At 68.8% G+C, this 17,795-nt stretch carries 15 protein-coding genes; 7 read left to right on the forward strand and 8 right to left on the reverse strand.

Going from position 1 to position 17,795, the window contains the following annotated elements:
- Window position 1: 1 nt before the first annotated feature.
- Window positions 2-985: a porphobilinogen synthase gene (gene hemB / locus ACFV9C_RS19130; protein ID WP_380195259.1), complete on the forward strand. Its 984-nt coding sequence runs from the start codon at window positions 2-4 to the stop codon at window positions 983-985.
- A 582-nt stretch (window positions 986-1,567) separates the two neighbouring features.
- Here the strand turns inward: hemB and ACFV9C_RS19135 are convergent.
- From ACFV9C_RS19135 to ACFV9C_RS19155, 5 genes are read right to left on the reverse strand one after another with little or no spacing between them, the layout of a single operon-like run.
- Window positions 1,568-2,392: a carbohydrate ABC transporter permease gene (locus ACFV9C_RS19135; RefSeq protein WP_380195260.1), complete on the reverse strand. Its 825-nt coding sequence runs from the start codon at window positions 2,390-2,392 to the stop codon at window positions 1,568-1,570.
- Window positions 2,382-3,320 carry a carbohydrate ABC transporter permease gene (locus ACFV9C_RS19140; RefSeq protein WP_380195262.1) on the reverse strand — a complete coding sequence of 313 codons (939 nt, stop codon included), beginning with the start codon at window positions 3,318-3,320 and terminating at the stop codon, window positions 2,382-2,384. Before ACFV9C_RS19140 ends, ACFV9C_RS19135 begins: the two co-directional genes overlap by 11 nt.
- On the reverse strand, window positions 3,317-4,567 hold the full coding sequence (locus tag ACFV9C_RS19145; protein ID WP_380195264.1) for an ABC transporter substrate-binding protein: 1,251 nt from the start codon (window positions 4,565-4,567) through the stop codon (window positions 3,317-3,319). The genes ACFV9C_RS19140 and ACFV9C_RS19145 overlap by 4 nt, the downstream gene beginning before the upstream one ends.
- Before the next feature lie 13 nt (window positions 4,568-4,580).
- On the reverse strand, window positions 4,581-6,176 hold the full coding sequence (locus ACFV9C_RS19150) for an FAD-dependent oxidoreductase (protein ID WP_380195265.1): 1,596 nt from the start codon (window positions 6,174-6,176) through the stop codon (window positions 4,581-4,583).
- Window positions 6,177-7,202 (reverse strand): LacI family DNA-binding transcriptional regulator, encoded by a 1,026-nt coding sequence (locus ACFV9C_RS19155; protein ID WP_380195267.1) that lies wholly within the window; start codon window positions 7,200-7,202, stop codon window positions 6,177-6,179.
- A 171-nt stretch (window positions 7,203-7,373) separates the two neighbouring features.
- On the opposite strand from ACFV9C_RS19155, the gene ACFV9C_RS19160 reads away from it, so the two are divergent.
- Both ACFV9C_RS19160 and ACFV9C_RS19165 read left to right on the forward strand, forming a co-directional pair.
- Entirely contained in the window at window positions 7,374-7,547 is a 174-nt protein-coding gene (locus ACFV9C_RS19160) for a hypothetical protein (protein WP_380195269.1), read from the forward strand.
- Window positions 7,548-7,558: 11 nt separating this feature from the next.
- A complete protein-coding gene (locus ACFV9C_RS19165) occupies window positions 7,559-9,217 on the forward strand; it encodes a hypothetical protein (RefSeq protein ID WP_380195271.1) in 1,659 nt (552 codons plus the stop codon).
- A 197-nt stretch (window positions 9,218-9,414) separates the two neighbouring features.
- On the opposite strand, the gene ACFV9C_RS19170 is transcribed toward ACFV9C_RS19165, so the two are convergent.
- A complete protein-coding gene (locus tag ACFV9C_RS19170; RefSeq protein ID WP_380195272.1) occupies window positions 9,415-11,064 on the reverse strand; it encodes a hypothetical protein in 1,650 nt (549 codons plus the stop codon).
- A 139-nt stretch (window positions 11,065-11,203) separates the two neighbouring features.
- Here ACFV9C_RS19170 and ACFV9C_RS19175 point away from each other — a divergent pair, with 139 nt between their 5' ends.
- From ACFV9C_RS19175 to ACFV9C_RS19190, 4 genes are read left to right on the forward strand one after another with little or no spacing between them, the layout of a single operon-like run.
- The gene (locus ACFV9C_RS19175) at window positions 11,204-12,127 is read left to right on the forward strand and encodes a carbohydrate ABC transporter permease (RefSeq protein ID WP_380195274.1); all 924 of its coding nucleotides are present in this window, start codon (window positions 11,204-11,206) and stop codon (window positions 12,125-12,127) included.
- Window positions 12,117-13,001 (forward strand): carbohydrate ABC transporter permease, encoded by an 885-nt coding sequence (locus ACFV9C_RS19180; RefSeq protein ID WP_380195276.1) that lies wholly within the window; start codon window positions 12,117-12,119, stop codon window positions 12,999-13,001. The genes ACFV9C_RS19175 and ACFV9C_RS19180 overlap by 11 nt, the downstream gene beginning before the upstream one ends.
- Window positions 13,002-13,021: 20 nt before the next feature.
- Complete coding sequence (locus tag ACFV9C_RS19185; RefSeq protein ID WP_380195278.1) at window positions 13,022-14,323, forward strand: ABC transporter substrate-binding protein; 1,302 nt, start codon at window positions 13,022-13,024, stop codon at window positions 14,321-14,323.
- Window positions 14,324-14,363: 40 nt separating this feature from the next.
- Window positions 14,364-15,437, forward strand: a complete 1,074-nt coding sequence (locus ACFV9C_RS19190; protein ID WP_380195279.1) for a Gfo/Idh/MocA family protein — start codon at window positions 14,364-14,366, stop codon at window positions 15,435-15,437.
- Here ACFV9C_RS19190 and ACFV9C_RS19195 read toward each other — a convergent pair.
- Window positions 15,426-16,823 carry a sensor histidine kinase gene (locus tag ACFV9C_RS19195; RefSeq protein WP_380195281.1) on the reverse strand — a complete coding sequence of 466 codons (1,398 nt, stop codon included), beginning with the start codon at window positions 16,821-16,823 and terminating at the stop codon, window positions 15,426-15,428. The two genes, ACFV9C_RS19190 and ACFV9C_RS19195, sit on opposite strands and share 12 nt — an antisense overlap.
- A gap of 24 nt (window positions 16,824-16,847) precedes the next feature.
- Window positions 16,848-17,777: a phosphotransferase enzyme family protein gene (locus ACFV9C_RS19200; RefSeq protein WP_380195283.1), complete on the reverse strand. Its 930-nt coding sequence runs from the start codon at window positions 17,775-17,777 to the stop codon at window positions 16,848-16,850.
- Window positions 17,778-17,795 lie beyond the last annotated feature (18 nt).

The raw sequence follows: 17,795 nt of genomic DNA on the forward strand, positions 1-17,795 counted from the left end.
AATGCCTGGATTCCCGGAAGTGAGGCCGCGGCGGCTTCGGTCGTCGGCGGCGGTGCGGCGGCTGGTCGCGGAGACCAGCATCGAGCCCCGGCAGTTGATCCTGCCGATGTTCGTCCGGGAGGACGCGCGCGAGCCGATCCCGATCCGGTCGATGCCGGGCGTCGTCCAGCACACCCGGGACACCGCGCGCAAGGCGGTGGCGGAGGCGGCTCAGCTCGGGCTGGGCGGTGTGATGCTGTTCGGCGTACCGACGTCGAAGGATCCGGTCGGGTCCGGTGCGCTGGACCCCGAGGGCATCCTCAACGTGGCGATCGCGGACGCGGTGTCCGAGGTCGGCGACGCGCTGCTGGTGATGTCGGACCTCTGCCTGGACGAGTTCACCTCCCACGGGCACTGCGGCGTACTCGACGCCGAGGGCCGGGTGGACAACGACGCGACGCTGAAGATCTACGCCGAGATGGGTGTCGCGCAGGCCACCGCCGGCGCGCACGTCGTCGGCCCGTCCGGGATGATGGACGGCCAGGTCGGCGTCGTACGGAAGGCCCTCGACGCGGCCGGCTTCGTCGACACCGTGATCCTTGCGTACGCCGTGAAGTACGCGTCGGCGTTCTTCGGCCCGTTCCGCGAGGCCGTCGACTCGTCGCTGACCGGCGACCGGAAGACGTACCAGCAGGACAACGCGAACTCCCGCGACGCGATCCGCGAGGTCGACCTCGACATCGCCGAGGGCGCCGACCTCGTGATGGTGAAGCCCGCGCTCGCGTACCTCGACATCATCCGCCAGGTCCGCGACCACGTGAACGTCCCGGTCGCGGCGTACAACATCTCCGGCGAGTACGCGATGGTCGAGGCCGCCGCCGCCAACGGCTGGATCAACCGCGAGGCAGCCATCCTCGAAACCCTCACCGCTATCCGCCGAGCCGGCGCCGACACCATCCTCACCTACTGGGCGTCCGAAGTAGCCCAGCACCTCGCCCGCCGCTGACCCACGCACCCACCCCCCGGGCGGGCTCGGCACATGCCCTGCGCGCGGACCCAACCCCCAGACCACAGAGGATGTTCTCCGGCAAGGAGGTCCGGCTCTGCCGCCGGATGGGTGGGCGTCTGAGATGCAGGGTTTGCGCCAGGTATACCGGGCGCAAACCCTGCATCTGAGACGTCAACCCATCAAATCGCTCAGGGGCAGCCGACGCGCGGCGGCCCAGTCCGCGGTGGGTGGAGCTTGGCCGTGGTGCTGGGCGCTGGCAGAGGTGAGGTGGCATGGGCGGGGCTAGTTGTGTCGGGTGGGGGTACAGATCGACAGGTAGTGCACCGGCGAGACGGTGTACGCGCGGGGCCGATCACGCTCAGGTGCACTGCCCGGGCGCCGGTACCTCCTGTCCTTGGGTACCCGGCGTCACCGTAGAACCCCAAGCCAAGGGCAGAACCATCAAGCTGAGGGATCACCTCTGAGATGGTCGGTCCATCACCGGCATGCGCGGTGCCAACCGGCAATTTGAGAGGTGAACCCCTCAAACGGTCGGGGGATTGGTGGGCGCAAGACTGTGGGGTGAGGCTTGCGCCGGCCCTAGCCTTTCAGGCCGGTCTGGGCCAGGCCTTCGACGAACTGGCGTTGGGCGAGGACGAAGATGATGAGGACCGGGAGGGCGGAGAGGGTCGCGGCGGCCAGTTGGGTGTTCCACATGGGGCCGCCGTAGGCGTCGACGTACTGGGTGAGGGCCTGGGGAATGGTGAACTTCTGCTTGGAGGAGAGGAAGACGATCGGCTCCAGGTAGAGGTTCCAGCTGTGCAGGAACGTGAAGATCGTCACCGCGCCGATCGCTGGTCGCGCCAACGGTAGGCAGATGCGGTAGAAGAGGCCGAAGCGGCCGAGGCCGTCGACGCGGCCGGCTTCCTCGAGTTCGGCCGGGAGCGTGATGAAGAACTGGCGCATGATGAACGTCGCCAGCACGCTCGGGGCACCGAGCATCGGGATCAGGATGAGCGGCCAGTGCGTGTCCACCAGGCCGAAGGCGTCGAACATCTTGTACAGCGGGATGATCGTCACCTCGTTCGGCACCAGCAGGCCGGTGAGGACGATCAGGAAGACGACTCCGGAGCCGCGGAACTTCACCCGCGCGAACGCGTAGCCCGCTAGTGACGAGACCGCCAGCGTGCCCAGAGTCACGACCAGCGCGATGTAGAGGCTGTTCACGTACTGCCGACCGAACGGCTGCAGCGCGAACACCTGCTTGTACGCATCCAGCGTCGGCGACCCAGGCAGCAGCGACGGCGGGAACGCGAAGATCTCCGCCACCGGCTTGAGCGACGTCGTCGCCATCCACCAGATCGGGAACACGAACGGGACACAACACACCAGCAGTACGCCGTAGATCAGCAGCTTAAGCCTCATGGAATACCCACTTCTTCCGCATCTGCCACTGGATCACCGTCAGCACCAGCACGATCAGGAACAGCACCAGCGACAGCGTCGCGCCGTACCCGAAGTGGTGGAACTGGAACGCCTGCTGATACAGGTAGTAGACGAGGACCGTCGTCGACGTCCCCGGACCACCTTGCGTCAGCACGGCGATCTGCGCGAAGACCTGCAGCGAGCCGACGATCGTCAGGATCATCGTCAGCAGGATCGTTGGACTGATCAACGGTACGGTCACTCGCCGGAACCGCGCCCACGCCGACGCCCCGTCGATCCGGGCCGCCTCGTACAGCTCCGCCGGTACGCCCTGCAGCGCGGCCAGGAACAGCACCATGTTCAATCCGACGTTCTTGAACAGCTGTACGACGATCACCGACAGCATCGCCGTACCGCCGGAGCGCAGCCAGTTCGGGCCGTTGATGCCGAAGACGTGCAGGAACGCGTTCACACCACCGTTGTCCTGCAGCAGGAAGCCCCACACGATCGTCCATGCGACGAGCGTGACCACGACCGGCGAGAAGAACAGCGTCCGGAACACGACGGTCCCGCGCAGCTTCTGGTTCAGCAGTACGGCGAGGAACAGCGCGAGGCTGAGGTTCAGCACCACCAGCCCGACCGAGAACAGACCCGTTGCCCGCAGCACCGGACCGAGGCGCTGGTCGTCCGCGAGCGCCTGATAGTTGTCCCCGCCAACGAACTCGAACGTGCCGCCCAGCACGTTCCACTCGTGCACGCTGTACCAGACCACCAGCCCGAGCGGCACCAGCACGAACGTGACGATGCCGGCCAGCTGCGGCGCGACCATCAGCCAGCCGGCCAGCGTGTCCCGGCGCCGCATCGTCCAGTACGGCGCCCGCGCGGCCGGGGTGTCCGACCGTGCGGGCTTCGCCAACGTCAAGGTCATTTCGCCAGCAGGGGGTTGATCTTCGAGCAGACGCCGGACAGTACTGTCTTCACGTCCGCGTCCGGCTTCCACAACGGGTCGAGGGCGGCGCGGACCGTCTGCTGCAGCTCGGCGTACCCGGTGTGGCTGGGCTTGATGGTGCCGTTCTCGATGCCCTTGACAACGACACTGTCGAGTTGGGCCGGCTTGAGCAGCGGGTTCGCCTTCGCCAGGGTGGCGGCGTTCAGCTCGGACTTCCGCGGCGGCGGGAAGTACTCCGCCAGCTTGGCCGAGTTCTGCGCGTTGCTGAAGTAGGCCAGGAACTGCTTCGCCGCGTCCGCGTGCTTGCCGCGCTTGAACACGCCGATCCCGGCCTGCCCGACGACCGAGTAGGCACCGGCCGGCCCCTTCGGCAGCGGCACCAGATCCCAGTGGAACTTGGCCTTCTCGAGCAGCGCGGCCCGGCTGATCTGGGTCAGCACCATCGACGAGTCGCCCGCGAAGAAGTCCTTCGTGACCCCCGGCCCAGGCATGCCCTTGTCGGTGAAGATCAGCCTGTGGACGAACGTCATCGCGTCCACCATCTGCGGCTGGTCGAACTGGCAGCTCTTGCCGTCCTCGCTCCACGGCCGCGCGCCCCACCCGGACCAGATCGCGTTCAGCGTGTCCCAGCCCTTGTAGTCGAAGTCGCCGACCACCAGGCCACCCTTGCCGGTCTTGGCCTGTACGGCGGCAGCGGTCTTCGCGGCCTCGTCCCAGGTCCACGTCCCGGACGCGATCTGCTGCGCGGGCGACGGCCGCCCCGCCGCCTTCACCAGGTCGGTGTTCACGAACACCCCCAGCGGCGAGGTGGACAGCGGGTACGCGTACAGCTTGCCGTCCTTCTCCCAGTTGGCCGTCGTACTCGGCACCAGGTCCGGGTCCTTGTCGATCGGCTCCAGCGCGCCGGAGCTGACGAAGTCCGGGGCGTTGGTCTCGAAGATCCAGGCCAGGTCCGGGACGTTGCCGCCGCCGATCTGCGTGGTGAGCGTGGTCGTGTAGCTGTCGAACGGGATCGAGTCGAAGGTGATCTTGCCGATCTCCGGGTGGTCCTTCTTGTAGTCCGCGGCGATCTGGTCGAACAGCGCGAGGTGCTTGGCGTTCGCGCTCCAGATCGTCATCCGCAGGTCGATCGGCCCACTGGCGCTCGCGCCGGAACCGGAGCCGCCGCCGCAGCCGGCAACGGCCAGCAGTGCCGCGGCGGACAACGCCGCTGTCAGTCTCTTCATCAGGGGACCTCCATCAGTAACCGGACACGTCCGGCCAGGCGAGTTCGATGCCCTGGGCAACCAGCAGGTCCTGGAACTCACCGAGCAGGGCAGGGGTGGCGTGGACCGCGCGCGGATCCACACCGCGGTCCAGGCAGAAGCCGGCGAGCAGGCCCGCGGCCTCGCCGATGTTCCACTCGACCGGGTGCAGCCGGTAGCAGCCGTTGGTGATGTGGGTGGTGCCGAGGTTCTTGCTCGCGGGCAGCAGGTTCTCCACCCGCTCCGGGATCAGCGCCCCGAGCGGGATCCGGAACGGGCTGCTCGCCACGTCGATGTAGTTGTCGCCACCGGTCGACGGGTGCAGGTCGATCCGGTACATCCCGATGCCGACGCTGTCGGCGTACTCCACCGCGCCCCGGGAACCGCGGACCGCGACCGACAGGTCCTGCTCGACGATCGTGTACGCCGCCTTGATCCGCCGCGACTCCCGGATGTACGGCGCCTGCGCGAGCCCGTCGACCGATCCGGCCAGGTCGCCGCGCAGCCGCAGCCCGCGGAACCCGGTGCCGCCGTCGGGCCGAGGCGCCTCGGTCTGCAGCCAGTAGAACACCGCCTGGGACAGCTCCTTGGCCGCCCCGAGGTGCTTCGCCGCGTCCGGTACGTCGATCACCGGGCCTTCGAAGTAGTCGATCATCGGCCAGTTCACCAGGCAGATGTCGCTCGCGTACGCGCCCGGGACGAAGTGCCGGCGGGCAGCGATCCGGCGGAAGGTCCACAGGTTCGTGTCGCCGCCGCCGCGCCGCTGGTCCGCGACCACGGCCAGCGGGTCGTCGTCGGGGTTGGGGGTGAACGACCGGACCGAGCTCTCCAGGGTGCGCGGGTTCGGCGCGGTCCAGGACAGCAGCCGGTCGCCCCAGAAGTCCGGCTGGTAGTTCCGCCACAACGCGTAGTTCGCCGGCTTGTCGCCGACCTGGTCGCCGTCCACCTGGTCGACCGCGAAGCAGTACGACACCGCCTGCATGTTCAGCGGCTGCGCCTCCGCCGGTGCGCTCGGCTCCCCGGTGTCGCGCTGCGCCTCGAAGCCGGTGACGTACTCCGTCCCGGTCAGCGGCAGCAGCTCGCCGGTCTCGGTCGCGTCCAGGATGTACGGCGCCGTCAGCGTCAGCCGCTCCTCGGTGTCGCGGTGCTGCACGGTGACCGCGGTGACCCGGTCGCCGTCCGTGTCCGCGGCCACCGGGCGGTACGGCTGCAGGACCCGCAACCGGCGGCTGGCGCGGTACGGCGCGAGCATCTCGTCCAGTACGGCGACCGCGACCCGCGGCTCGTGGCAGAGCTTCGACACGTACCCGGCGCCGGGGTTGAGGTGCGGGTCCGCCCGGGACGCGACGGTCAACGGGTAGTGCCGGCGGTAGTACTCGCGGATCCCGTCGCGCAGCGCGCGGTACGACGCGGTGATACCGAACTGCTCGACCCAGGAGTGCTCGTCCGGCGGCACGGCCTGGCTGGTCAGCTGACCGCCGAGCCAGTCGAACTCCTCGGTCAGGATCACCGAGCGACCGGTTCGGAGCGCGGCCACGGCAGCGGCGACCCCGCCGAGCCCACCGCCGACCACGAGGACATCTGTCTGCATCTAGGCACCTTTGCTGGGCGTGAGAGTGATTCCGTCGGTCAGGTCGCAGGGCAGCAGCAGCTGCTGCTCGGCGGCGGTCCCGCTGAGGATCGCTTCGAGCAACTCGACCGCACGCAGCCCCATTGCCCGCCGCGGAACGTGGAAACCGGAGAAGTCCAGGTCGCTGGCCGCGGGCCGGGTGGCGTCGCCGAGCGTGACCACGGACAGGTCCCCGGGTACGTCGACACCGCGCTCGGCGGCCGCGGCGTACAGCGCGATCGCATCCGCGCGGTCCTCGACGAAGACCGCGGTGATCTTGCGTTCGAGCAGGTCGTCGAGGACCTCGCCGGGTGCGCGGTCGGTGGTCGGTACGTGCGGTGCGCGGGCTCCCGCGGCCTCCCGGAAGCCGCGCATCCGGTCGGCCGACGACTCCGCGCCGCTGCCGAGTCCAGCGTACGCGATCCGCCGGTGGCCGAGCGCGCGGGCCTGTTCGACGACGGTGCGGGTGGCGCTGGTGTAGTCGGCGCCGACGTACGGCACCGGGCCGCCGGCGTCGTCGCGGCGGCCGACCGAGACGAACGGGTACTCCTCGGCGATCAGCCGGGCCAGCTCCTCGCTCGGGATCTCCCGACCGAGCAGCAGGCAGCCGTCCGCGATCCGGAGCCGGTTGTTCTCGTGGAAGATCCGCCGCCGCCCCTCGGCCACCGGCGCGCTGGTGAACAGCAGCAGGTCCCAGCCGAGCCGCTCGGCGCAGTCCTCGATCCCGGCCATGAACGGGTGGTAGAAGTCGCCGCTCGCGCTCGGGAACACCGACTCGTAGGTGAAGACGCCGAGGATCTGGTTGCGCTGCTGCGTCATCCGGCGGGCCAGCGGATCGGCCTGGTAGCCGGTCTCGCGGATCACCTTGAGCACCCGGTCCCGGGTCTCGGCCGGGATCCGCGCGGTGGCGTCGCTGCGGTTGTTCAGCACCAGCGACACCGTCGTCTGACTGACCTTGGCCAGCCGCGCGATGTCGCGCTGGGTGAGCCGGGTCGCCTTGTCTGCCATTCGCCGATCCTTCGCGGTAATACGGATTGCCGGGAACCGTAGAACAGTCCGCCGACACTCGTCAGAGGTGGAATCTGGTGATAATCCGAATTATCACCGCCCAAGGTCTTGACCAGCAAGGCGCCGGCGCAGAAAACTCGCCGCAGTCCGATCGCAGCGAGGAGATCCGCTATGTCTCTGAAACGTCGCACCGTCCTGCTCGGTGCTGTTGCCGCCTCTACGATGACGTCGATGTCGCTACCCGCCCACGCCGCCGGACTCCCGCCGCTGGCCCCGTTGCCGGCCGGGGCGCCGGGCCGGCGGCTGTTCGCGCCGGGGAGCAGCGGTTCGCGCCGTACCTGGTGATCCTGGCGCCGATGGTGAACGACATCGTCGACACGGATCCGTACGGGTTCATGGGCGGGGGCTGGTGGCGGACGCCGGCTCAGCCGTACAACTCGCGCGTCCAGGAACACGTCTTCACGCTGAGCTGGTTCCACGCCAACAAGCGCGCCTGGAACCCGTACTACCGCGACAACGCGCTGCTCGGCCGGCTCGACGCCGCGCTGCAGCACTACCTCGGGTTGCAGAACCCGGACGGGTCCTGGCCCGAGTACCACCCGGGCGAGCAAGGCAAGGCTTCCAGCGGTTTCGGCATCGGGTATCTGGCGAAGACGCTCGCCAACCTCCGGCAGGCGAACGCGCTGCCGGGCCGGCAGGCGCAGCTGGAAGTTGCCCTGCGCAAAGGAGTCGACTGGTACCTCGACCCGGGGAACGCCGTGGTCTGGGACGACCCGTTCGAGTACACGAACCAGGCGACCGCGGGGGTGGCCGGTTCGGCGCTGACGCTGAAGCTGCTGCCGGACCACGACCGGTCGCTGAAGCTGCAGGAGCGGATCCGGTTCATCGCCAAGTGGGCGCAGAGCCCGGCCGGGTTCTTCTACGATCCGCGCGGGATGGACATCAACTACAACTTCGAGGTGATGCTGCCGGAGCTGGCCGAGCTGTACCTGCTCACCCGGAACCCGCAGCTCGCGACCATGGCGCGGCGGTTCGCCGACTGGTTCGGGTACAACCTGCTCCGGGAGCCCGACGGCTCCGGCTGGCTGACGTACTACGCCGTGTCGGACCGAACCGCGGCGGCCTCCTACGACGACGTGATCCCGGACCCGGACCGTACCCTCCTCGGCTCGCACTTCGTCCCGGTCGCGCCGGACCTCGGTGCGTTCTTCACCGCCCGCGAGGACCAGACCGCGGCCCGGCAGGCGTGGGCCGCGGACCCGGCGCCGGTGCCCGCGCTCGCGAAGCAGGACACCTCGCCGCGGATCATCGCGCACGCGCCGTACGGCGAGACGATGCCGAGCCGCGCCGAAAAGCAGGCCGCGATCGCGCGCCTCCCGTACCTGCGCAGCGACCACTTCACCGAACGCCGGCACGACGACTACGGCAACCAGGACTACCTCTACGTACGCCGCCCCGGCCTGTACCTCGGCGCGTTCTTCGGGGACCGGCAGGGGAGCGGCGTGAAGGCAGGCACCGGTTTCCTCTGGCATCCGGTCGCGGGCACGGTGATCCACGCGCAGCAGACGGCGACCGGAGCCTGGGGCACAGTCCTCGGTGGCAAGGCCGATGCCGAGAGCAACCTTGTCGCCGCGTACCCGTCGAAAGACCTGGTCCGCTACCACACCCCCGACGGCTCGGTGGCGACCGAGCTACTGGTCGGCCCCAACTCGGTCAGCCGCCGGGTCACCGCCACCGCCGCGGCGACCGAGCAGATCCCGCTCGTACTGCAACCCGGCGACGAGGTGGCGTTCTCCGACGGGACCGTCGTTCCCTACAACCAGAGCCGGACCGCGACGGCCGACGGCCTGGTGATCCGCCGCGGCACGGCCACGATCACGATCACCTGGTCGACCCGCCGTACGGCGACCGTCAGCACGTCGACCCGGACGTACCTCCGCGACGGCCGCCGCCGGGTCCACGTCCTCCGGATCCCGCACGACGGAACGCTGGAAACCGTCGTACGAACGTCCTAGCACCCTCGTCGAGCAAGTCCCGGGTGCTTTGCCGGCAGTGGCGGACGCGTCCCGACTGAGAGGTTCGCCTCTGAAATGGAGGGTTCACCAACTGCAGGCAGGCTGCCAACACACCGTCTCAGAGGTGAACCCCCGAGCTGCCCGAGCACAACCACGCGCAGCGCGCCGACGCGACCCGGCCGGTTCTCGATGCGGCGCTAGACGCGGAACTTGAGCACCTGGCGGCCCGGCGTACGGCCGGAGAGGTACACGCGCAGTCCGTCCGGCGTGAGGCTGCCGCCCAGATAGGTGTAGCGCTCTCCCGGGTCCATCGCGACCCGGGCGGCGCCGTTCCCCGGCCCGAACTCGATCCGATCGGCGCCCACTGTGTAACTGCCGGTACCCTCCGTCAGCTGGTAGTTGCCCGGGGCATCCAGCGCGTCCACCCCGGCCAGCGTTCCGCCCGGCCGGAAGCACAACTCGATCGCGTACGCAGTCTCGTCGCCGTCGAACGCGAACGTCAGGTCGAACCCGTCCGCGACCTCGGCCACGGTGATGTCGGTCCGCAACGTCCGGTACTGCTTCGGCCGGTGCGGGAAGTCCATCGACGCGTAGAACCGGCCTTCGGGCGTCAGAACGTACCGGCCGTCGGCCCTGCGGTACCGCTTCGGCAGGGGCAGGTGGTACGGAACCCGGACCTCCTGCTGGAGCTCGAAAGTCCCGGGCGCCGTTCGCCGCAGCCCGTCGCTGCGGAAGTGGCCCGTGCTGAAGAACTGCGGTGACAGCCGTACGGAGTCGAGGATCGCCGACCCTGCGCGCAGCTTGAAGAAGGTCGGGTTCGTGGACAGACCCGACGAGATCACCGGGATGTCGTGGAAGTCCGTCCCGCCGAAGATCGTTGCTGTCCGGTTGTCGCGGCGGACGCGGACCGACGCCTGGGACGGGTAGTGCCGGACGAAGTCGGCCGGGGCCGGCGTGGCGGTGGGCAGCGCGGCGGCCAGGTCGGGGCGTTCCAGCACCTCGGCCAGGAAGTCCCCCAGTTCGCCGGTGCCGCGGGATTCGATGCTCTTGGCAACAGTCGTGAACCGGCCGTCGCCGGTGCGCAGGGCGAGTTCGCGGAACTGGGTGAGGTACCACCACACCTCCCGGACGCCCTTCTGATCCTGGCGACGCGAGGCGGTGGTGTCCACCTCGCCGTTCGGCTCCAGTAGGTAGAGAGTCACGTCGAGGTTCCGTCGTACGTACTCCAGCAGTGCCGGCCTGCCCAGCAGCCACGCGATCGTGAGGAGGCACGGGTTCGTTACCTCGGCGGCGTACGTCGAACTCCGCTCGCTGTAGATCCCGTCTGCGGTGGCGTCGATGCCCTCGTCCAGCCAGTCGTCGATCCGTGCGGCGTACCGCCGGTCGGGGAACAGGTGGTACGCCCGCGCCAGCGCCGCGGACACCTCCCACCGGTGGTTCGGCGTGTGTACGCCGCCGGTCGCCAACGCCTGCGCAGCTTTCCGGACGATGTCTGACAGGGTTTTCCGGAACGGCGAGTCCGCGTCGAGCAGGCTGTACACCAGGCAGACGTCCTGGAGGACGAACGCGGTGTCCGGCGGCGAGTGCAGGTTGCCGACGTCGTACAGCCCGTCCTCGTGCTGCCGCTCCGCGAGCCGTTCGACGAGCGATCCGATCGGCCCGAGCAGCGCCGGGTCCCGGTGGTACGCCGACCGGTCGCAGGCATACCCGGATACCAGCCGGCGCGCCTTCCGGGCGACCGTACGGGGGCTGTCGCCCGGGTCCTCGTAGCTCGCCAGTACGAGCGGGATCTGCGCCTGGTTGGCCGTCGTCAGCAGCGTCAGGAAGTCCTCGTCCACAGCTGTCACCTCATCACAGTCAAGCGCCGGAGGCGACCGGATCCGGACAGCCCGGCGAGCCTGCGAACCCTTGCATAAACCGGTTTCTCGTACTAGTTTCACCGGCCAAAGCAAACGCTTTCCGACCGCTCCCGGAGGTAACGACGCGATGAGTGCGCTGGGTGAGCTCGGCAGCCTCCGGGGGAAGAAGACCGCAGGTCAGAAGAAGGACAACCTGGCCGGCTACCTCTTCCTGGCCCCCTGGTTGCTCGGGCTGTTCCTGATCACGATCGGCCCGATGCTGGCCTCGCTGTACCTGTCCTTCACCGACTACAACCTGATCCAGGCGCCCAAGTGGATCGGGCTGGAGAACTTCACCCGGATGCTGTCCGACCAGCGGCTGCACAACTCGCTGACGGTGACGTTCACCTACGTGTTCGTGTCGGTCCCGCTGCAGCTGATGATCGCGCTGCTGCTGGCCGTGGTGCTGGACCGGGGCGTGCGCGGGATGGCGTTTTATCGATCCATCTTCTACCTGCCGTCGCTGCTCGGCTCGAGCGTCGCGATCGCGATCCTCTGGCGCCAGGTGTTCGGCACCACCGGCCTGCTGAACCAGCTGCTGGACCTGTTCGGGATCCACGGGAAAGGCTGGATCTCCGACCCGAGTACGGCGCTCGGCACGCTGGTCGTGCTGAACGTCTGGACGTTCGGCTCGCCGATGGTGATCTTCCTGGCCGGCCTCAGACAGATCCCCTCGATGTACTACGAGGCGGCCGCGGTGGACGGCGCCGGGACGCTGCGCCGGTTCTTCGGCATCACGCTGCCGCTGCTGACGCCGATCGTGTTCTTCAACCTGGTGCTGCAGATCATCCACGCGTTCCAGTCGTTCACCCAGGCGTTCGTCGTCTCCGGGGGCAGCGGCGGGCCGTCGGACTCGACGATGTTCTTCACGCTGTACCTCTACGACCGGGGCTTCGGGAACTTCGACATGGGCTACGCCTCCGCGATGGCGTGGTTCCTGCTCGTGATCATCGGGGTCTTCACCGCCGCGAACTTCTTCGCCTCGAAGTACTGGGTGTTCTATGACGACTGAGACGCTGTCCCGTACCGTCGCCACTCGCCGGACCGCGGGCAGCACCTGGGCCCGGATCCGGCCGCTGGTGATCCACGTCGTACTGGCCGGCTCGGCGCTGGTGATGCTGTACCCGGTGATCTGGATGGTGGTCAGTTCGCTGCGGCCGGGCAACGAGATCTTCCGCGACCCCGGGATCCTGATCAAGGACCTGCGGATCGAGAACTACCGGGTCGGCTGGAACGCGCTGACCGAGCCGTTCACCCGGTACCTGCTGAACTCCGCGCTGGTGGTGCTCGGCTCGATCCTCGGCAACCTGGTGTCCTGCTCGATGGCGGCGTACGCGTTCGCCCGGCTGGAGTTCACCGCGAAGAAGCTGTGGTTCGGGATCATGCTGCTCAGCATCATGCTGCCGATCCACGTGGTGATCGTGCCGCAGTACATCCTGTTCTCGAAGCTGGGCTGGATCAACACGGTGCTGCCGCTGATCGTGCCGAAGCTGCTCGCCACCGACGCGTTCTTCGTCTTCCTGATGGTGCAGTTCATCCGCGGCATCCCGCGCGAGCTGGACGAGGCCGCCCGGATCGACGGCTGCGGGAAGGCGTCGATCTTCGGCCGGATCATCCTGCCGCTGATGGTGCCGGCGCTGGCCACCACGACGATCTTCACGTTCATCTGGACCTGGAACGACTTCTTCAGCCAGCTGATCTACCTGACCGACCCGCACATGTACACCGTGCCGATCGCGCTCCGGTCGTTCGTCGACTCGACCTCCAGTTCGTCCTGGGGCTCGATGTTCGCGATGTCGGTGGTGTCGCTGGTCCCGGTCTTCCTCGCCTTCCTGCTCGGCCAGCGGTTCCTGATCAAGGGCATCGCCACCACCGGCATCAAGTAACCCCCTGAAAGGTGCATCACATGAGGCACATCCCCCGGGCCCTGACGGCCCTGGCGCTGGCCGGCACGCTGCTGGCGGCCAGTGCGTGCGGCGGCGACTCCGGCGGCGGGTCGTCGTCGGCGGACGGCGGCAAGGTCACGCTCCGATTCACCTGGTGGGGGTCGGACACCCGGACCAAGCTCACCCAGCAGGTGATCGACGCGTACCAGAAGGACCATCCGAACGTCACGATCAAGGGCGAGTTCGGCGACTGGTCCGGCTACTGGGACAAGCTCGCCACCACGGTCGCGGCGAACGACGCGCCGGACATCATCCAGATGGACGAGAAGTACCTGCGCGAGTACGCCGACCGCGGCGCGCTGCTCGACCTGAAGAAGGCGCAGGGCCTGGACACCGGCAAGTTCGAGCCGGACACGCTCGGCGCCGGCGAGTTCGACGGCGGGCTGTACGGGCTGAACGCCGGCATCAACTCGTTCGCGGTGGTCGTCAACCCGGCCGCGTTCAAGACCGCCGGCGTACCGGTCCCGGACGACAAGACCTGGACCTGGGACGACTACGCGAAGACCGCCGCGGAGATCACCACCAAGACCGGCGGCAAGATCACCGGGTCCGGGACGCTCGGCGTGAACGAGGCCGGCCTGAACCTCTGGGCCCGGCAGCACGGCGAGTCGCTGTGGACCAAGGACGGCAAGCTCGGCGTCTCGCCGGAGCAGACCACCGACTTCTTCAAGTACATCCTGAAGCTCCGCGACGACAAGGCGATCCCGTCCGCCGAAGCCGTCTCGCAGGACATGAACGCGTCCCTTGACCAGTCCGCGTTCGCGACCGGGAAGCTCGCGATGACGTTCATCTGGAGCAACCAGCTGGTGGCGTACAGCAAGGCGGCAGGGCAGAACCTGAAGCTGCTGCGGATCCCGAGCGCCGACGGCAAGTCCGCCGACAACGGCTCGTACTACAAGGGCTCGATGTTCTGGTCGATCTCGTCCCGGTCCAAGCACCAGAAGGAGGCCGCGGAGTTCGTCAACTACCTGGCCAACAGCGCGGCGGCCGGGAACGTGCTGCTGGCCGAGCGGGGCGTGCCGCCGAACACCGAGATCCGCACCGAGGTGACGCCGAAGCTGCAGCCGGCCGACGCCGCGACCGCGAAGTTCATCCAGGACATCAAGGCCGACCTCGGCGACCCGTCGCCGGCGCCGCCGGTGGGCGGCGGCCAGGTGGAGAAGATCATCCAGCGGTACACGACCGAGGTACTGTTCGGGCGGCAGGCGCCGGACGCGGCGGCCAAGGCATTCCTGGACGAGGTCAAGGGTGGGCTCAAATAGTGTTGCTGACCGCAACTGATTGCCGATGACGGTGGCCCGCGTGGCCGTGGTGGGAATCCACGGCCACGGAGCCTCCCACGTCCGTAACGTCACCCGGCTGCCCGACGCCGAGCTGGTCGCCGTGGCCGACCCGCAGGGCGGTGGCGACCTACCAGACAGTGTCCAGGTGTACGCCGGCCTCGACGAACTGCTGGCCGCCACCGAGGTCGACGTCGTGGTGATCTGTACGCCGATCCAGACGCACGTCCCGCTGGCGGAGCTGGCGATGCGGGCGGGCGCCGACGTACTGCTGGAGAAGCCGCCGACGGCGTCGCTGGAGGAATTCGAGCAGCTGACCGCGGTGGTCGAGGAGACCGGGCGGGCGCTGCAGGTCGGCTTCCAGGCGCAGGCGTCGGAGGCAACGCTGACGCTGGCTCGGATGATCGCCGACGGAGACTTCGGCGAGCTCCGCGGGATCAGCGCGACCGGGAAGTGGGTGCGCACGGCCCGCTACTTCCAGCGCGCCCGCTGGTCCGGGCGACGCCGGCTGGACGGGATCGACGTGGTCGACGGCGCGGTGACCAATCCGCTCGCGCACGCGACCGCCGCCGCGCTGCTGCTCGACGGGTCGACCGGCGTCGACGACATCGGTTCGATCGAGACCGAGCTGTACCGGGCGAACCCGATCGAGTCGGACGACACGTCCTCGGTCCGGATCACGACCAGCCGCGGTACGCCGATCCTGATCGCGGTCACGCTCTGCGCCACCGAACACCTCGAGGCGTCGGTGATCGTCCACGGGTCGAAGCGGCGCGCGGTCCTCACGTACCAGTCCGACCTGATCGATGGCACGAAGTACGGTCGCGCGGATCTGCTGGAGAACCTGCTCGCCCATCGGGCGGATCCCGCCGTACCGCTCTACGTCCCCCTGCACGCCACCGGCGGCTTCACCCGCGTCGTCGAGGCGGTCCGGACGGCACCCGACCCGGCCGTCGTACCACCCGAGCTGATCCACTGGGAAGGCGAAGGCCTGGACCGCCGCCCGATCCTCTCCGACGTCGAGCACTGGATCGACCGCGCCTCCGACGAACTCTCCCTGTTCTCCGAGCTCGGCGCCCCCTGGTCACGCCGGTAGGGCGAGGCTGAACGTCGTGCTGCCGGGCTTGGACGTGAGGGTCAGGGTGCCGGCGTGGGCGTGGGTGATGGACTCGGCGAGGGAGAGGCCGAGGCCGGTGCCGCCGGTGGCTCGGGTGCGGGCGGTGTCGGCGCGGGTGAAGCGCTGAAAGACGTTCGGGAGCAGGTCTGCGGGGATGCCGGGGCCGTCGTCGTGGACCGTGAGTACGGCGGTGTGGTCGAGGCGCCGGACGGAGACGGTGACCGTCGTACCGGCGGGCGTGTGCCGGCGGGCGTTCGTGAGCAGGTTGGTGACGACCTGGTGCAGGCGTTGCTCGTCGCCGATCACCGTGATCGGATCGGCCGGTACGGCGAGGTCCCAGTGGTGGCTGGGGGCAACTATCTCGGCGTCGGCGACCGAGTCGCGCGCCATCCGGGACAGGTCGACCTGCTGCCGGTCGAGCGGTCGCCCCGCGTCCAGCCGGGCGAGCAGCAGCAGGTCCTCGACCAGCGATGCCATCCGGGTGGTCTCGACCATCACCTTGCCCATCGCGTGCGTGTACAGCTCCGGATCCCGCTGCCGCAGGCTCAGCTGCGCGTAGCCGTGGATCGTGGTGAGCGGCGTCCGCAGCTCGTGCGACGCGTCCGCGACGAACTGCCGGACCTGCTGCTCACTGCGGTGCCGGGCGTCCAGCGCCCCTTCCATGTGCCCGAGCAACGTGTTCAGCGCGACCGCGACCTGGCCGACCTCGGTCCGCTCGTCGGTGAGCTGGTCCGGCACCCGCGCGGTGACCCCGATCTCGCCGGTGTCCAGCGGCAGCGCGGCCACCTCGCGGGCGGTCTGCGCGACCCGGCGCAGCGGCCGCAGTTGCCGCCGTACGACGAAGATCGCGACACCGCCCGCGGCGACGACGCCGATGCCGCCGAAGAGCGCCTCCCAGCCGATCAGGCTGGTGACGGTGTTCTGGATGTCCTTCGTGGGCAGGCCCGCGATGACGGTGATCGAGCCGACGGTCGACGCGCGGACGCGGTACGTGCCGAGCTCCGGGAGGTCGACCGTACTGTTCTGGTCGGTGGCGGACTGATCGAGGACGTTGACCGCCTCGTCCGACAGAGCGGTGAGTTGCCCGTCGGAGGTGATCAAGGTGCCGACCGCCTGGGACGCCTGCCGGTAGACGGTCACGGTGCCCGCGTCCTGCCCGTGCGGCGCGTCCAGCGGCGGGCCGCCGTTCCGCAGTGCGCCGGCCGCGCGGCCCTGGGCGGCGTTCACCTTGCCGTCGAGCTGGTTGGTCAGGTACGAGCTGATCGCGGCGGTCGTCAGCGCGCCGATCGCGAGACTCACCACCGCCACCAGCACCACCATCGCCGCCGCGACCCGCACACTCAACGACCGCGCCGCAAACCTCATGCCCTCAGCATGAACAGCCAGCCCTCAGGTGCGCTCCACGTTTCCTGGCAGCTTGCTGTGAAGTGCGCGCAGCCCGTCGTACTCCGCAGCCGCCCAGCCCTCGCCGCGCGACTCGGTGCCGCGGTAGCGCGGCTTGTCGACCACGTGGAACCGCAGGTTGAGGATCCGCCCAACGATCTGCAGGGACGGGATCGCGGCCTCGTCCTCGGCGGTGAGCTCGCGCCGCGTGCGGTACCCGGCCTTGAACGCCGCCCAGTGCGGCGTTGTCGCGACGCCGCAGAAATCTGCTGCCAGTGGACCGGTCGCCGCCAGATCGAAATCGAGCAACAGAAGTCCCTGTGGCGTCAACAAAACATTGTCCATCGAGACGTCGCCGTGGCAGGTTCCTGCCTTTGAGTACTGCGCGAGGTTGTTCCGTACTGCGGCCACCAGGCTCCGGAGCAGGTTTTCCTCCGTGCCGTCGACGGCGAGGATTTGTTCGAGCGCTTGCTCGACGTCTTCCGCGGGCGGCCGGAAGTACGGCGACGTGTAGTTCTCCGCGGCCTCGTGAAATGCCGCCACCTGCCGGCCGAACGCGTCGTACAGCTCGTCGGTGAAGGGTGGCTTCGGCGTGCTGCCTTCGACGTACCTGAGCAGCGTGAACGGGCGGGGTCCTTCAGGTGTCTCCAGCAGGCCGACCGTGTCGCCGTCGAGCAGCGGGACGGCCTCCGTCGTACGGACGCCGGCCGCGCGCAGATGCTCCGAAAGCCCTGTCTCCCAACGGATTTCGTCCGCCTCGCGTCTGCCGTACAGATAGAGCTTCAGCACGTACCGGGCGTCGGCGGTGGCCAGCTCGTACACGTCGTTCACCAGTGTCCGGCGCAGCTCGCAGTGCACGAACGTGAGGCCGTACCGCGGACCGAGATCGGCGGCCAGTGCGGACGGATCGGGCAGCGAGCGGAAGGTCCGGATCATCACCCGAGACTAGAGGGC

It is taken from the genome of Kribbella sp. NPDC059898 (assembly GCF_042730855.1).
In the GTDB taxonomy this organism is placed as follows: domain Bacteria; phylum Actinomycetota; class Actinomycetes; order Propionibacteriales; family Kribbellaceae; genus Kribbella.

Excerpts from the sequence above, each read along its gene's own strand:
- hemB (WP_380195259.1), top strand. The coding sequence starts at position 2 with ATGCCTGGATTCCCGGAAGTGAGGCCGCGGCGGCTTCGGTCGTCGGCG.
- ACFV9C_RS19135 (WP_380195260.1), bottom strand. The coding sequence starts at position 2,392 with ATGAGGCTTAAGCTGCTGATCTACGGCGTACTGCTGGTGTGTTGTGTC.
- ACFV9C_RS19140 (WP_380195262.1), bottom strand. The coding sequence starts at position 3,320 with ATGACCTTGACGTTGGCGAAGCCCGCACGGTCGGACACCCCGGCCGCG.
- ACFV9C_RS19145 (WP_380195264.1), bottom strand. The coding sequence starts at position 4,567 with ATGAAGAGACTGACAGCGGCGTTGTCCGCCGCGGCACTGCTGGCCGTT.
- ACFV9C_RS19150 (WP_380195265.1), bottom strand. The coding sequence starts at position 6,176 with ATGCAGACAGATGTCCTCGTGGTCGGCGGTGGGCTCGGCGGGGTCGCC.
- ACFV9C_RS19155 (WP_380195267.1), bottom strand. The coding sequence starts at position 7,202 with ATGGCAGACAAGGCGACCCGGCTCACCCAGCGCGACATCGCGCGGCTG.
- ACFV9C_RS19160 (WP_380195269.1), top strand. The coding sequence starts at position 7,374 with ATGTCTCTGAAACGTCGCACCGTCCTGCTCGGTGCTGTTGCCGCCTCT.
- ACFV9C_RS19165 (WP_380195271.1), top strand. The coding sequence starts at position 7,559 with ATGGTGAACGACATCGTCGACACGGATCCGTACGGGTTCATGGGCGGG.
- ACFV9C_RS19175 (WP_380195274.1), top strand. The coding sequence starts at position 11,204 with ATGAGTGCGCTGGGTGAGCTCGGCAGCCTCCGGGGGAAGAAGACCGCA.
- ACFV9C_RS19180 (WP_380195276.1), top strand. The coding sequence starts at position 12,117 with ATGACGACTGAGACGCTGTCCCGTACCGTCGCCACTCGCCGGACCGCG.
- ACFV9C_RS19185 (WP_380195278.1), top strand. The coding sequence starts at position 13,022 with ATGAGGCACATCCCCCGGGCCCTGACGGCCCTGGCGCTGGCCGGCACG.
- ACFV9C_RS19195 (WP_380195281.1), bottom strand. The coding sequence starts at position 16,823 with ATGAGGTTTGCGGCGCGGTCGTTGAGTGTGCGGGTCGCGGCGGCGATG.
- ACFV9C_RS19200 (WP_380195283.1), bottom strand. The coding sequence starts at position 17,777 with ATGATCCGGACCTTCCGCTCGCTGCCCGATCCGTCCGCACTGGCCGCC.